Here is a 15,352-nt window from a genome sequence, read left to right as displayed (position 1 = left end):
TAATCACTCTTTAAGCGACTTTATTATCATAACATTTTCTGCTGTTTCCGTCAACAACTTTTTTTTCGTAATTTCTTTAAAAAGCTTATCCGTCATCAGCGACGTATATTAGAATAACACCCTTACGTCTTAAAGTCAACATATAATATGAATTAAACAATAAAATGCTTAATCACTACTAACGCTGCTATTCCCGGTATGCCCAAAATTCCGCTTATGGCTGTTGTGACAATATTAATCGGCACATGGATGCCAAGGCTGCCTCCGAACATGTTCACACATACCAACAACAAAGCACCCGCTACACATTTAACAGCAGTTATACCAATCCACTTTAGAGGTTTTGCAGGTGAACCTGATAAAAACAGAAGAATAACTAGTCCTAAAATAATCCCTACAATGAAAATAGGCTCCATGAATCTTCTCATCCCCTTCGCTTGTTCTAGTACAAGCTTATGAGAAGATCCAGGAGTTTAGACCACTTACTTCCACCGGCTGATTGTCAAATTTCGCTGTTTCGCTTCCCTCAAGTAAAAAAAATACTTCGCTTCAGCTACTTTCAGCTCGCATAAAACCTCAGCTGATGGCTCAAGGCTTTTCTCGACCAGCTTCTTTTGCCTATTCCACTCTTCCTTTTGCTTAAAAAGCTGCTCGATTAGTTTTTCATCAAACTCTCTTCTCAATGTTTTCTTGCGAAGAAAACCCATGGATCGCTTTTTCCTCCCTTACAATTCACGTCTTCCTTCAAGTGCTTTAGAAAGAGTGACCTCATCAGCATATTCCAAGTCACCGCCGACGGGCAGTCCGTGGGCAATACGGGAGAGCTTAATACCAGATGGCTTCAAGAGCCTTGATATATACATCGCTGTTGCTTCCCCTTCTATATTAGGGTTTGTTGCGAGAATCACTTCTGTCACTTGATCATCCTGTAATCGTTTTAACAATTCTGGTATCTTTATATCCTCTGGTCCGATGCCGTCCATTGGAGAAATGGCGCCGTGGAGAACATGATACTGTCCGTTGTATTCTTTCATTTTCTCCATAGCAATAACATCCTTAGGGTCTTGCACAACACAGATAATGGACTTATCCCTTCGTGTATCTTCACATATATAACAAGGGTCCTGATCTGTAATATGCCCGCAAACTGAACAATATGTCAGATTGCGTTTCGCATTTACCAATGCCTTCGCAAAATCTAATACCACATCTTCTTTCATACCTAGAATAAAAAAAGCCAGACGAACCGCTGTTTTCGGTCCGATCCCTGGCAATTTCATAAAGCTGTCGATCAGCTTTGATATTGGTTCAGGATATTGCATTTTCTTTTATCCCCCTAGAATAAACCTGGCATGTTCATTCCTTTTGTAAATTGACCCATTGTTTCGTTTGTGATCTCGTCAACTTTTTTCAAGGCTTCATTTGTTGCAGCAAGCACTAAATCCTGAAGCATTTCGATATCTTCCGGGTCAACTACATCCTCATTAATGATGACATCCAGAATTTCTTTTTGTCCGTTTGCTTTTACTGTTACCATACCGCCGCCTGCAGTTCCTTCAACTACCTTTTCTGCAAGCTCTTCTTGAGCCTTGGCCATATCCTTTTGCATTTTTTGCATTTGCTTCATCATTTTTTGCATATTTCCCATTCCGCCACGCATAGCATTCACTCTCTTTCATATTGTTAGTCTTTTATTTCAATTAAATCCGCTCCGACAAGCTTTTTCGCCTCGGCAATAAGCGGGTCTTCTTCAGCCGGTTCATTTGATCCTTCATTTTCCTGCTGATGATCTACTAAAAATTCTTCTCTTATTTTACCCCATTGTGCTTCTGGAACGCCAATCAAATCTATTCTTTTACCGAGCATTGATTCTAAAATCTGTTCAAGATTAGTCCGGACTCCGTTGTTATCCTCCGCGACCATTTTACAATGTATTTCATATTTGAATTTCAGTACAAATGCCGCAGAAGCTGCAGCAACAGGTTCACTGTCATTCAGCAGCGCAGCATGTGATACTTTGTTTTGCTGTTTCAAATGAGCCAGAAGCTTGCCCCAGCTGCTTCTGAGCTGATCAAGGTCCGTCCTCGTTGCGTCCTTTAAAATTTCATGAATTCTGCCTACCGGCGCTTTGTAATTGGATTTTCCGCCTTTTGGCGCACGCGGTCCCTCTTTTTTTGGACTTTCCGCCGCTGCTTTTACGCCGGTGGTTTTGAGCCGTTCTACTTCTTGCTCAAGCTGCTGGATCTTTTTCATCAGCATATCAACTTCAGGCAGATCCGCAGCAGCTGGTTGATGAGACGTCTGACAAATCTTCACCACAGCCACCTCAAAGAAGATACGGGGATGGTTCGTCCATTTCATTTCCTGGTGGCTCTTGTTCAGGATATCAATCATTTCATATATCGCCTGAGTCGGAATTTGTTCACTCAATTCCCGGAACGTTTCATCGACTTTTACTTTTTCCAGTACACCCTCTAAGCCAGGAGCTGTTTTGAACAGAAGCATGTCTCTGAAATAGAAAATCATATCCTCTATCAGCTTCGCCGGGTCTTTCCCTTGCTGAAGCAGCTCATTCAATGTTTCCAAAGCTTCAGAAACATGTTTTTCATGCAGAGATTGCGCAAGCTTTCCTATATATAACTGAGAAACGGCTCCGGTAATCAGAAGCGCATCATCAACTTTTAGCTCGTCACCGCTGAATGAGACTGCCTGATCAAGAAGGCTCAAAGCATCCCTCATACCGCCATCTGCAGCACTCGCAATAATGTCGAGCGCTCCTTCTTCAACCTGCAGCTCTTCAGCATCAACTATTTTGTTCATACGCCCGACAATCGCTTGGGATGTAATTCGCTTGAAGTCAAAACGCTGACATCTGGAGATAATGGTTAAAGGAATTTTGTGCGGTTCTGTTGTTGCTAAAATGAAAATACAATGCTCAGGCGGCTCTTCTAACGTTTTTAATAACGCGTTAAAGGCGCCGATAGACAGCATATGCACCTCATCTATGATATATACCTTATATGTGACGGCCGACGGGGCAAACTTCACTTTGTCGCGGATGTCACGAATTTCATCAACACCGTTATTAGAAGCGGCATCAATTTCTATGACATCGGATATGGACCCGTTTGTTATCCCTTTACAGGCTGCACATTCGTTACATGGCTCATCAACAGGAGCGTGTTCACAGTTGACAGCTTTGGCAAATATTTTGGCCGCACTGGTTTTTCCCGTACCCCTTGGCCCGGAAAACAGATAAGCATGAGAAAATTTCTTTTGCAAAAGGGCATTTTGCAGCGTTTTTGTAATGTGCTCTTGTCCAACCACATCTTCAAAGCGCTGAGGCCTGAATACTCGATATAAAGCTTGGTAACTCACGGGTGCGCCCTCCTCCGTTATTCATCATTCCCATTATACATGAACCGTGTATCGATTCCAAAAGCTCTTTTACATAACAAAAAACTCACCTAATATTAGGTGAGTTTGAAAATTTGATGATTGATTTACCGTGCACCTTCTGTCGATTCGCTACCCTAAGCGTTACTTAAGCAGTTAGCTCGGCCCAGGCAACCCTGCGGCACATGAGAGGTTTCACTTAATGCTGCTTCCTTCCGGACCTGACATGGTTCATGAATTCCCATTGCGCAGGACCCAAACGTCAACACCACTTACTTAAGGCAGACCTTAAAGTAAACGAACCTCGAGAAGGGATTCGGCCCCGCTAGAGCGGATTGCGGGTACAGGGCACCGCTACCTCCCCGCTTAGCACGGCAAAATAAATATCAAATTTTTTGTCGCATCTATGACGATGCACACATAAGTATATCCTTTTCCCCTAAAAATTGCAACCTTACTACTCAGACAAGTTTTTCCTAGAAGCTTTCTTCTTTTTTCTCAACTCTCTGAAAAACGTACTGAGCATTCCTCCGCATTCTTCCTCTAGCACACCACTCACTACTTCAGCCTGATGATTAAAGCGTTCTTCCTGAAGAAGGTTCATTAACGTGCCTGAACAGCCTCCTTTTGGATCAAAAGCGCCAAACACCACTTTTTCCACGCGTGAAAGCACGACGGCTCCGGCACACATCGGACAAGGCTCAAGGGTAACGTAAAGAGTTGCCCCCTCCAGTCTCCATGTTCCAAGTGACTTGCACGCTTCATCAATCACAAGCATTTCCGCATGAGCGATAGACCGCTGCTCTGTTTCTCTTAAATTGTGCGCGCGTGCCACGATTTCATCATTCACGACAAGCACGGCTCCGATCGGCACCTCGCCTTTCGCTTCAGCTTTTTTCGCTTCTTTTATTGCTTCTTTCATATAAAGTTCATCTTGATTCATAAGGTTAGCTCTCTTTTCAAAGTTTTTTCCTTACCTAAAAAGGCTACATATTAACTATAACTTAAACAGAAAGGAGACTGTCGATGTCTAAAGCAGACACAGCTCTTCTCATTGTCGACATGATCAATAATTTTGAATTCGATATGGGAGAAAGCCTCGCCAACAAAACAGAAAAAATCGTTCCTCACATTTTATCATTAAAAAAGCACGCGAGACAAAATGACTGGCCGATTATATACATTAATGATCATTACGGACTTTGGCAAGCGGATATTCAAAATATCCAGCAAGAATGTGAAAACGAGAAGAGCAAGGCCATTATTGAAAAGATATCACCCAAGGATGCCGACTATTTTTTAATTAAACCGAAACACTCCGCGTTTTATGAAACAGCCCTCCATACCCTCCTTACTGAATTACAGGTGAAACGCATTGTCTTAACAGGTATAGCGGGGAATATATGCGTACTATTTACTGCTAATGATGCTTACATGAGAGAATACAGCATTACGATACCTAAGGACTGCATTGCTTCTAACAGCGATAAGGATAATGAATTTGCTCTAACTATGATGGAAAATGTTCTTTTCGCAGAAATTACAACGGAAGAACAAATTACTGAAAAACAAACATGATTAGCGCTTTCCTTACATACATTGTAGCGATATGAAAGGAGGCGTTTTTCATTCAAATTTATGTTGTGAAACAAGGTGACACTCTTTCTGCTATCGCTTCACAATACAGAACAACTGTAAATGAAATTACAGAAACGAATGAAATACCGAATCCCGGCAGCCTTGTTGTCGGACAAACCATTGTCATTCCAATAGCTGGCCAGTTTTATGATGTTCAACAAGGCGATACCCTGACATCCATCGCACGGCAATTCAATACGACAGCAGCCGAGCTTGCCAGGGTGAACCGCATCCAGTTAAATACCGTACTGCAGATTGGTTTCCGTTTATATATTCCTCCAGTTCCTAAACGAGACATCGAATCAAGTGCTTATTTGGAGCCCCGCGGAAATCAAGTCAGCGAAAATCTCCAGCAGGCGGCCAGAGAAGCGTCGCCCTACTTAACGTACCTTGGCGCATTCAGTTTCCAGGCACAGCGTGATGGAACCTTAGTCGCACCGCCTTTAACGAATTTAAGAAGCATTGCAGAGAACCAAGACACGACAATGATGATGATTATAACAAACCTAGAAAACCAGGCATTCAGCGATGAGCTCGGCCGGATCCTTTTGAACGACAATACTGTGAAAAGAAGACTTTTGAATGAAATAGTCGAGAATGCCAGAAGATATGGCTTCCGTGCTATTCATTTTGACTTTGAATACTTACGGCCCCAGGATAGAGAGGCATATAATCAATTTCTCCGCGAGGCAAGGGATCTTTTCCATCGAGAAGGCTTAGAAATTTCTACGGCGCTTGCCCCTAAAACAAGCGCAACACAGCAGGGGAGATGGTACGAGGCTCATGATTACAGAGCCCACGGCCAAATTGTCGACTTTGTTGTCCTCATGACATATGAATGGGGCTATAGCGGCGGGCCAGCTCAAGCTGTTTCTCCAATTGGGCCTGTTCGAGACGTCATAGAATATGCTTTGACAGAAATGCCTGCGAATAAAATTGTCATGGGACAGAATTTATATGGGTATGACTGGACACTTCCTTATACAGCAGGAGGAAATCCGGCAAGAGCGATAAGCCCTCAGCAAGCCATCGTCATAGCTGATCAAAACAATGCCGACATCCAGTATGACGAAACCGCTCAAGCCCCTTTCTTTCGCTATACTGATGCAGAAAACAGAAGGCATGAGGTATGGTTTGAGGATGCCCGATCGATCCAAGCCAAATTCAATCTGATTAAAGAGCTGAATTTAAGAGGCATTAGTTATTGGAAGCTGGGACTTTCCTTTCCTCAAAACTGGCTGCTGCTTTCTGATCAATTTCAAGTTGTCAAAAAGACGTTCCGTTAATTTGGAAACGTCTTTTTTTCATAGGGGAATCCAAGGGTTGTGATACAATATGAAGGTCAGCAATTGACGTACGTTTTTTAGAAATAAGGAGGATTCCAATGAATACAGCCCCTTTTATCGCAGTTGAAGGTCCTATCGGGGCAGGAAAAACAACGCTCGCGACGATGCTTTCACAAGAGCTTGGATTCCCTATGATCAGTGAGATTGTTGAGGATAACCCATACCTTGATAAGTTTTATGACAATATAGAGGAATGGAGCTTCCAGCTTGAGATGTTTTTTCTTTGTCACAGATACAAACAGCTTGAGGATACCAGCCTTCACTTTTTAAATGAAGGACAGCCTGTGATAGCTGATTATCACATTTATAAAAATGTGATTTTTGCGGAACGAACACTGTCTGAACAGCAGCTCAACAAATACAGAAAGATTTATCATCTTCTTACCGATGATCTTCCAAAGCCAAATGTCATCATTTACATAAAGGCAAGTCTGCCCACATTGTTACACCGCATTGAAAAACGCGGGCGCCCCTTTGAGAAAAAAATTGAAACCAGCTATTTGGAACAGCTGATCGCAGATTATGACATCGCCATCAAGCAGCTGCAGGAAGCAGATCCAGGTCTTACGGTGTTAACAATAGATGGCGATTCAAAGGATTTCGTTTTGAATAAGAGCGATTTTGAACGTATTGCCGCCCATGTAAAGGAGCTTATAAAATGAAAGAACATCATATCCCTAAGAATTCAATCATTACAGTAGCAGGAACAGTAGGTGTCGGGAAATCAACTTTAACAAGAGCATTGGCTAAACGGCTTGGCTTTAAAACCTCTCTTGAAGAAGTCGATCATAACCCCTACTTAGAAAAGTTCTATCATGATTTTGAACGCTGGAGCTTCCATCTGCAAATCTATTTCTTAGCTGAACGGTTCAAAGAACAGAAAAATATTTTTGAAGCTGGCGGAGGGTTTGTACAGGATCGTTCGATTTATGAGGATACTGGGATTTTTGCAAAAATGCACGCTGACAAAGGGACGATGTCAAAGATTGATTATAAAACGTATACAAGCCTGTTTGAAGCAATGGTCATGACACCGTATTTCCCGCATCCTGATGTGCTGATCTATTTAGAAGGCGATTTGGAAAACATATTAGCCCGGATTGAGGAACGCGGACGTGAAATGGAGCTTCAAACAGACCGGTCTTATTGGGAAGAAATGCACACACGTTACGAAAACTGGATCAGCGGTTTTAACGCCTGTCCTGTCCTGAAAATCCGTATTGAGGATTATGACCTGAAGAATGATGAAAGTTCTATCGAGAACATTGTTGATCAAATTGCAACTGTTATTCATGAAACGAAAAAAAAGTGAATCTCATGACCTGAGATTCACTTTTTTATGATATTAAAAAATCCGTTGCAAACGATGCAACGGACAAAACAATCTCCAATATATGCTTGAGTTTCATTAGAATTAAAATCAATATGGCGGAGGAAGAGGGATTCGAACCCCCGCGGGCTTTGACACCCCTGTCGGTTTTCAAGACCGATCCCTTCAGCCGGACTTGGGTATTCCTCCGTATCGACAAGACTTACTATATCATGAATGTTTTGTGATGGTCAAGCATTTTTAAAAAATTTTTTTGTTTTTATAAAAATGTTCATTTAAATAGCAAAAAGGCGCGCCTTTTCAGGCCCACCTTTCAACATTACGCTTTGATGACTTCTCTATTTCCCATATAAGGACGAAGCACTTTTGGTATCATAACGCTTCCGTCTTCCTGCTGATAATTTTCTAAAATAGCAGCAACTGTTCTTCCGACTGCCAGACCTGAGCCGTTCAATGTGTGTACATGCTCCGGTTTGCCTTTCGCTTCACGTCTGAAACGAATGTTCGCACGTCTTGCTTGGAACGCTTCGAAGTTGCTGCAAGAAGAAATTTCACGATAAGTGTCTTGGCTCGGAATCCATACTTCTATATCGTATTTTTTCGCAGCTGTAAACCCTAGATCACCCGTACACATGCTCATGACACGGTATGGAAGTTCCAACAGCTGAAGCACACGCTCAGCTTGGTTTGTTAGCTTTTCTAACTCATCATAAGAATCTTCCGGCTTTACAAACTTCACAAGCTCCACTTTATTAAACTGGTGCTGCCGGATTAATCCTCGTGTATCGCGCCCTGCTGAACCAGCTTCTGAGCGGAAGCAGGCACTGAATGCCGCATAATTAATCGGCAGGCTGTCTCCTGACAGAATTTCATCTCGATGCATGTTTGTGATCGGCACTTCAGCAGTTGGAATCAAGAAGTAATCCTCTTCTCTGATCTTAAACGCATCCTCTTCGAACTTTGGAAGCTGGCCTGTTCCCGTCATGCTTGCGCGGTTTACCATATAAGGCGGGATGACCTCAGTATAGTTATACTCATCCACATGAAGGTCAAGCATAAAGTTATAAAGCGCACGCTCCAAGCGAGCACCTAAGCCTTTATAAAACACGAAGCGGCTTCCTGTCACCTTCGCAGCACGTTCAAAATCAAGAATGCCAAGCTCATCAGCAATATCCCAATGCGGTTTTGGCTCGTATGCAAATGAAGGTGTTTCGCCCCATGTCCGGATTTCCACGTTATCATCTTCTGTTTCACCGACTGGCACTGATTCGTGCGGAATATTCGGGATTGAGAGAAGAATGGTTTCAAGTGCAGATTCCACTGTTCTTAATTCTTCATCAAGTTTTTTAATTTCCTCGCCGACTTCACGCATTTCTTTAATGATATGATCCGCGTCTTTTTTCTCGCGTTTTAAAACAGCTACCTGCTGGGATACTTCATTCCGTTTTCCTTTTAGCTCTTCTACTTTTCCGATAAGCTCTCGTCTTTTATCATCAAGCTCCTCGAACTTATCAAAATCTGTTAAGTCTTCGCCTTTGTGTACAAGCTTTGCTTTAATTTCTTGAAAATTTGCTCTCAGCATTTTCGTATCAAGCATGCGAAACACTCCTTTTTTCATTAAAATCATTGAATTATCGAAAATAAAAAGAGCCCTCATCCCCATGAAAGGGACGAGAGCTCTCGCGTTGCCACCCTGATTGAAAACAAGCCATAGACTTGTTTTCCGCTTTCACACATAACGGTTATCCCGTAAATGCCTACTTCATTCAGCATTTCGCTCAAGGATGGATTCAGACAGCATCTTTCACCGATTCGCACCAACCATCGGCTCTCTTAGAAAGAGAGGCTTCCTACTAGTTCCTATCAACGCTTTTCGATCTTTATTTGTGTTTATAATGTACTATAAGTTTCCACAGCTTTCAACTGTTTTATACAAGGGCTTTCTGCTTGTATTCCTCAACCATTTGAACGAACAGCTTTGTCACCCGATGATCCTCTGTCAGCTCCGGATGGAACGAACAGCCCAAGAAATTATCCTGTTTAGCCGCAACAATGCGCCCGTTATGCTCAGAAAGCACTTCTACATTTTCACCGGCTTCCAAGATATGCGGCGCACGGATGAATACGCCAGTAAAAGGTTCGTCCAGCCCTTTAATGGTTAAATCAGCTTCAAAGCTATCGACCTGCCGGCCAAACGAATTCCGTTCAACAACCACATTCAGCAAACCTAAATGAGCATTATCTGAACCGGCAATTTCCTTTGCTAATATAATTAACCCGGCACATGTCCCAAACATCGGTTTTCCCTGAGCAGCAAACTCACGCAATGGCTCCATGAATTGATACGTATCAATTAAACGGCGCATTGTCGTGCTTTCTCCGCCCGGCAAAATTAAACCATCGATTTCGTTTAGCTGCTCTGGGCGTTTAATAACAAGTCCAGCTGCACCGCATGCTTCAATTGCATGGATATGCTCTCTTACTGCTCCTTGAAGTCCTAGTACACCTATTGTTAACATGTCGCAGCGCTCCTATATTCTTACCAGCCGCGTTCTTGCATACGCTGTTCTGGAAGTAAATTTGAGATTTCAATCCCTTTCATTGCAGTTCCAAGCTCTTTTGAAAGCTCTGCAATCAATTTATAATCAGTGAAGTGAGTTGTTGCTTCCACAATTGCTTTTGCAAATTTTGCAGGATTGTCTGATTTGAAGATACCAGAACCAACAAATACACCGTCAGCGCCAAGCTGCATCATAAGTGCCGCATCTGCAGGAGTCGCTACGCCGCCAGCCGCAAAGTTAACGACAGGAAGTTTACCGTCTCTTTTAATTTGTTGAAGCAGCTCATAAGGCGCTCCCAAATTTTTCGCTTCTGTCATTAGCTCATCATCGCTCATTGCAACTACTTTGCGCACTTGAGCGTTTACCTTGCGCATATGGCGAACAGCCTCAACAATATTACCTGTTCCAGGCTCCCCTTTTGTACGTAGCATAGAAGCGCCTTCAGCAATACGTCGTGTTGCTTCGCCTAGATCACGGCAGCCGCACACGAAAGGAACTGTATATTCATTTTTATTCAAATGAAATTCTTCGTCAGCCGGAGTCAGAACTTCACTTTCATCAATATAGTCAACACCCATAGCCTCAAGCACACGCGCTTCAACAATATGTCCGATACGCGCTTTTGCCATTACAGGGATGGATACAGCATTCATTACTTCTTCCACGATAGTAGGGTCTGCCATACGGGCAACTCCTCCAGCCGCACGAATATCAGCTGGTACACGTTCTAGCGCCATTACAGCGACAGCTCCAGCCTCTTCAGCAATCTTCGCTTGTTCTGCATTGATGACGTCCATGATGACGCCGCCTTTTTGCATTTCTGCCATTCCGCGTTTTACTCGTTCAGTACCTGTTTGAGCCATTTTTTGGTCCCCCTAATCAAGGTATAGTTATATGATTTCTACTTCTTATTGTATCCTAGAAATCCAATAATTCATATGGATATTACTTATTTTATTCGGTTTTTAGGACTTTGAAAATCATTTTTTATTAAAAATTGGGTTTTTTCAGTATATTAAGCGAAAGAGCCCTAACATTAATCAGAGCTCTTTTCATCCATTAAAACCAGCCAGTTACTGTATCAACAATGCTTCCCCAGATACCAGCAAAAAATCCGCCGATGCTGCGCATTGTTAAAACAAACCAGTTTGCTTTATCTACATTTTCTTTTGTCACAAGGTCTACCCCTGCCAGGCTGCTGTTAAGGAATCCATAGTCCTTTTCATCACCTGTATATTCTGCAGTCAGTTTCCCAACCTTCGTCCCTTTTTTCACAGGGGCAGTCAAGGTGTCTTTGTTTAAAGTGACTTTTGCTTTGTAATTCTTTTCTTCACCATTTTTAACAGGAAGAGAAAATGCCTTGCTTGTCACAATGCCTACTTCTTTCTCTTTACCTTTATCTACAGAAACGGTTTTATGGCCTTTTACTTGATCGCCTTCAGCATAAATTTCTTTCATAGAGAAATTGTTGAAAGCATAATCAAACATCTTTTTCGTTTCATCGAAACGGCCAGTGTGAATATTGCCTTTTGCGTTTAACACTACAGTGATGACACGCATACCGTTTCTTTCAGCTGTTCCTGTAAAACATGAACCCGCAGAGTCAGTAGAACCTGTTTTCAGTCCATCTACAGTTGCACCTTTATACTCACTGACAAGACCCTTCAGCATAAAGTTCCAGTTCGGCATGTCCATTTCATCATCTGTGCCTTTTCTGAACTTCATTTTTGAGATGCTGGAAGTTTCTAAAATCTCAGGGTAATCAGTAATCAGGTGATCTGCAAGAATAGCCATGTCCTTAGCAGAAACTTCACTTTCTTCATCTACGCTTGTCCCTTCAGGCTGCTTGCCGTGGAGATCCTTGTTTTCAAGACCTGTTGCATTAACAAATTTGTAATTTGTTAATCCCAGTTCTTTTGCTTTTGCATTCATTTTTTCAACGAACTTTGTTTCAGAGCCTGCAATAACTTCTGCAATGGCAATCGCAGCCGCATTTGCAGAATAGATTGCTGTCGCTTGATAAAGTTCTTTTACTGTGTATTTTCCGTCTTTCCGAAGCGGAACGTTTGATAAACTGTTATCTTGGGAAATCTCATACACATAGTCATCAGGCGTATAGGTTTGATCCCATTTTACTTTGCCTTCATCAATTGCTTCTAATAACAGATACTCTGTCATCATTTTTGTCATACTTGCAATTGGCAGTCTTTTCTCTGCATTTTTGCTGTAAAGAATTTTACCTGAAGAAGCTTCGATCATAATAGCAGCTGATGCGTTAATATCAATTGGATCGCTGGCAGCCTTTGCTTTTGACATTGGGGTCAGGCAAGTTACAGCCAGTGTTAAAACAACCAATGACATCAATAGCTGTTTACATTTCTTGATGTTCAATCGTACGACCTCCGTATTTCATTTTTCTTCATCTATAATTAAGCCGTTAAGGACATTTTCAATGCACAACAGTATAAATTTTATCATAATCAGTATAAAAAAAATAGACAGAGTCAGAGACCCTGTCAAATGTTTTTAATTTGTAACAATTTATTTATGAAATTGTATAGTTAGGTGATTCTTTTGTAATCTGTACATCATGCGGATGACTTTCACGAAGGCCTGCACCAGTCATACGAATGAACTGAGCTTCTTCTCTTAAAGCACGAAGATCTTTAGATCCGCAATATCCCATACCAGAACGAAGACCGCCGACTAGCTGATAAACTGTTTCTTCAACCGGTCCTTTGTAAGGTGTGCGTCCTTCAATTCCTTCTGGAACGAATTTTTTGTTTTCTTCTTGGAAGTAACGGTCTTTACTTCCTTTTTCCATCGCAGCAACAGATCCCATACCGCGGTATACTTTGAATCTTCTGCCTTGGTAGATTTCAGTTTCACCAGGGCTTTCTGATGTACCTGCCAGCAAGCTTCCAAGCATAACAGCATGTCCGCCGGCTGCCAATGCTTTTGCAATATCGCCAGAGAATTTAATTCCGCCGTCTGCGATAATTGTTTTGCCATGTTTTCTTGCTTCAGTCGCACAGTCATAAATCGCTGTGATTTGAGGTACACCAACACCCGCTACAACACGAGTAGTACAAATGGAACCCGGTCCGATTCCTACTTTGACTACATCAGCACCAGCTTCGAAGAGTGCCTTTGTTGCTTCAGCAGTTGCTACGTTTCCAGCGATAATATTTAATTCAGGATACGTTTCACGAATCTTTGTCACTGTGTTTAACACGCCTTGAGAATGCCCGTGTGCTGTGTCGATCACAATGACATCCACATTGGCTTCTACAAGCTTTTTCACGCGTGTCATCGTGTCGCCAGTTACGCCAACTGCCGCACCAACGATCAGACGTCCATGAATGTCTTTAGATGAGTTAGGGAATTCGATAACTTTTTCAATGTCTTTAATCGTGATAAGACCTTTTAATTTATTTTGATCGTCAACGAGTGGAAGCTTTTCAATTTTATGTTTCTGCAAAATCTTTTCAGCTTCGTCTAGTGTCGTTCCAACCGGTGCAGTGACAAGTTCTTCTTTTGTCATGACATCGCTGATTTTCATTGAGTAATCAGAAATAAAGCGAAGGTCGCGGTTCGTAATAATTCCGACAAGCTTTTGGTCTTCTTCGTTATCTACAATCGGAACACCGGAAATTCTGTATTTCCCCATCAAATGCTCCGCATCATAAACTTGGTGATCAGGAGTTAAAAAGAAGGGATTTGTAATAACGCCTCGTTCAGAGCGTTTTACTTTATCAACTTGTTCAGCCTGCTGCTCGATCGACATATTTTTATGAATAATGCCCAAGCCGCCCTGTCTAGCCATTGCAATTGCCATTGCTGATTCTGTTACAGTATCCATACCTGCGCTGATGACAGGAATATTCAGCTTTAACGTCTTTGTAAGTTCAACAGATAAATCCACATCACGCGGAAGTACCTCTGACTTAGCTGGTACAAGCAGTACATCGTCGAACGTTAAGCCTTCTTTTGAAAATTTACTTTCCCACATTAGTAAATCCCCCTCTTTTCGGCAAAATATTATATGTAGATTATCAACAAGCCAAGAGCATGTCAAGGAACCCAAAAAGAGTTGAAATATTTAGATAACGGAAAGGAATTAGAAATACATATGACATATCATGAATGGAAAGACTTAGCGCTATTTTATTCCGTAGAATCAACCCAGAAATTTCTAGAAAAAGTCTATGTCTTAAATGGTGCAGATGAGGCGAAACGGAACTCTTTTAAAAACAGCGAGCGTTTTATTTTCTTCTTGAAGCATGCTGAATCATTTTATAAGCAAGCCTCTTGCTCGCCTTTAGAAATCAAACCGATTCTTTTATTTTACGGGATGTCACAGCTGATCAAAGCCTGTCTCATCACACAGGATCCTCACTACCCAAGCCATACATCTGTTCTCGCACATGGCGTCACAGCACGTAAAAGAAAGAAGCAAAATTATTGTTTTAGCGATGATGAAGTAAAAATACAACGCAACGGATTATGTATGCACTTCATGAAACACTTATTTGGTCAATCGGGTATAGAAGATGAACGGTATACTATGAAAAAGTTATTAGCCGCTATACCAGAGTTAAGTGATATTTTTTATTTCCAGAAAAAGGAACGATTTATTACAAAGATTCGGAAGGATAAGGACTTGGTTTCTATACCAGAGGATATCGTGATTCATTATAAGATGTCCGATTCACGATTTGTTGAATATATGTCTCATCATTTTCAATGGACCTTTTTGAAGAAAGATAAAGATGATCTTCAGTTCCATCTTTCACGGCAAGACATAAATCCATGGACCTCAATCAGCCTATTATTTGATATGGACAAAAGACAATATTATATTCCTTCTAAACGAGATCAATTTCTAAAACTTCCTGAAATAACAATCCACTATTTAATTTTGTACAACATAGGAATGATTGCGAGGTATGAGACAGAATGGTGGTATGAGCTATTAACGCAGCATGTTAGTGATGATTACGTGTTCATTCAGCAGTTTTTAATGGTAACGGAAAACAAATTCCCTAAATACATTTTGAAATTCCTGCAGCAATATGTAT

General features: G+C 41.7%; 16 protein-coding genes, 1 tRNA gene, 1 other RNA gene and 1 other annotated feature. Of the genes, 5 read left to right on the top strand and 13 right to left on the bottom strand.

Going from position 1 to position 15,352, the window contains the following annotated elements; all coding sequences use genetic code 11:
• Positions 1-152: 152 nt before the first annotated feature.
• From V6D42_RS20125 to tadA, 7 genes are all read right to left on the bottom strand, one after another.
• Positions 153-416, bottom strand: coding sequence for a pro-sigmaK processing inhibitor BofA family protein (locus V6D42_RS20125; RefSeq protein WP_333514369.1), 264 nt, complete (start codon positions 414-416; stop codon positions 153-155).
• 66 nt (positions 417-482) lie between these two features.
• A complete protein-coding gene (locus tag V6D42_RS20120; RefSeq protein WP_010332745.1) occupies positions 483-707 on the bottom strand; it encodes a YaaL family protein in 225 nt (74 codons plus the stop codon).
• Between the two features lie 18 nt (positions 708-725).
• Complete coding sequence (gene recR, locus V6D42_RS20115) at positions 726-1,322, bottom strand: recombination protein RecR (protein WP_333514368.1); 597 nt, start codon at positions 1,320-1,322, stop codon at positions 726-728.
• 14 nt (positions 1,323-1,336) lie between these two features.
• On the bottom strand, positions 1,337-1,660 hold the full coding sequence (locus V6D42_RS20110) for a YbaB/EbfC family nucleoid-associated protein (protein WP_010332744.1): 324 nt from the start codon (positions 1,658-1,660) through the stop codon (positions 1,337-1,339).
• 23 nt (positions 1,661-1,683) lie between these two features.
• Complete coding sequence (dnaX, locus tag V6D42_RS20105) at positions 1,684-3,378, bottom strand: DNA polymerase III subunit gamma/tau (RefSeq protein ID WP_333514367.1); 1,695 nt, start codon at positions 3,376-3,378, stop codon at positions 1,684-1,686.
• A gap of 128 nt (positions 3,379-3,506) precedes the next feature.
• Positions 3,507-3,771, bottom strand: an RNA gene (gene ffs / locus V6D42_RS20100) — signal recognition particle sRNA large type.
• A gap of 82 nt (positions 3,772-3,853) precedes the next feature.
• Positions 3,854-4,339 (bottom strand): tRNA adenosine(34) deaminase TadA, encoded by a 486-nt coding sequence (tadA, locus tag V6D42_RS20095; protein ID WP_333514366.1) that lies wholly within the window; start codon positions 4,337-4,339, stop codon positions 3,854-3,856.
• 83 nt (positions 4,340-4,422) lie between these two features.
• Here tadA and V6D42_RS20090 point away from each other — a divergent pair, with 83 nt between their 5' ends.
• From V6D42_RS20090 to dck, 4 genes are all read left to right on the top strand, one after another.
• Positions 4,423-4,974 (top strand): isochorismatase family cysteine hydrolase, encoded by a 552-nt coding sequence (locus V6D42_RS20090; protein ID WP_333514365.1) that lies wholly within the window; start codon positions 4,423-4,425, stop codon positions 4,972-4,974.
• A gap of 56 nt (positions 4,975-5,030) precedes the next feature.
• The gene (locus tag V6D42_RS20085; protein WP_333514370.1) at positions 5,031-6,320 is read left to right on the top strand and encodes a glycoside hydrolase family 18 protein; all 1,290 of its coding nucleotides are present in this window, start codon (positions 5,031-5,033) and stop codon (positions 6,318-6,320) included.
• A gap of 98 nt (positions 6,321-6,418) precedes the next feature.
• A complete protein-coding gene (gene dgk, locus V6D42_RS20080) occupies positions 6,419-7,042 on the top strand; it encodes a deoxyguanosine kinase (RefSeq protein WP_010332739.1) in 624 nt (207 codons plus the stop codon).
• Complete coding sequence (dck, locus tag V6D42_RS20075; RefSeq protein WP_029441179.1) at positions 7,039-7,692, top strand: deoxyadenosine/deoxycytidine kinase; 654 nt, start codon at positions 7,039-7,041, stop codon at positions 7,690-7,692. Before dgk ends, dck begins: the two co-directional genes overlap by 4 nt.
• A gap of 114 nt (positions 7,693-7,806) precedes the next feature.
• Here the strand turns inward: dck and V6D42_RS20070 are convergent.
• From V6D42_RS20070 to guaB, 6 genes are all read right to left on the bottom strand, one after another.
• A tRNA-Ser gene (locus V6D42_RS20070) sits at positions 7,807-7,899 on the bottom strand.
• Between the two features lie 130 nt (positions 7,900-8,029).
• On the bottom strand, positions 8,030-9,307 hold the full coding sequence (gene serS / locus V6D42_RS20065) for a serine--tRNA ligase (RefSeq protein WP_333514364.1): 1,278 nt from the start codon (positions 9,305-9,307) through the stop codon (positions 8,030-8,032).
• 66 nt (positions 9,308-9,373) lie between these two features.
• Positions 9,374-9,586, bottom strand: a binding site (T-box leader).
• Between the two features lie 52 nt (positions 9,587-9,638).
• Positions 9,639-10,229 (bottom strand): pyridoxal 5'-phosphate synthase glutaminase subunit PdxT, encoded by a 591-nt coding sequence (gene pdxT / locus V6D42_RS20060; protein WP_333514363.1) that lies wholly within the window; start codon positions 10,227-10,229, stop codon positions 9,639-9,641.
• A 20-nt stretch (positions 10,230-10,249) separates the two neighbouring features.
• Complete coding sequence (gene pdxS / locus V6D42_RS20055; protein WP_024123589.1) at positions 10,250-11,134, bottom strand: pyridoxal 5'-phosphate synthase lyase subunit PdxS; 885 nt, start codon at positions 11,132-11,134, stop codon at positions 10,250-10,252.
• Positions 11,135-11,330: 196 nt separating this feature from the next.
• A complete protein-coding gene (gene dacA, locus V6D42_RS20050; protein ID WP_229150283.1) occupies positions 11,331-12,662 on the bottom strand; it encodes a D-alanyl-D-alanine carboxypeptidase in 1,332 nt (443 codons plus the stop codon).
• A 154-nt stretch (positions 12,663-12,816) separates the two neighbouring features.
• Positions 12,817-14,283, bottom strand: coding sequence for an IMP dehydrogenase (guaB, locus tag V6D42_RS20045; RefSeq protein WP_168746734.1), 1,467 nt, complete (start codon positions 14,281-14,283; stop codon positions 12,817-12,819).
• Between the two features lie 120 nt (positions 14,284-14,403).
• On the opposite strand from guaB, the gene V6D42_RS20040 reads away from it, so the two are divergent.
• Positions 14,404-15,352 (top strand): YaaC family protein (locus V6D42_RS20040; RefSeq protein ID WP_326333007.1); only part of this gene is annotated, 949 nt, incomplete at its 3' end.

This window comes from Bacillus sp. 0909A (assembly GCF_036765115.1).
Classification (GTDB): Bacteria; Bacillota; Bacilli; order Bacillales; family Bacillaceae; genus Bacillus; species Bacillus mojavensis.
The sequence above is the reverse complement of the archived record's forward strand: the minus strand, read 5'-3'. Positions and strand labels throughout refer to the sequence as shown.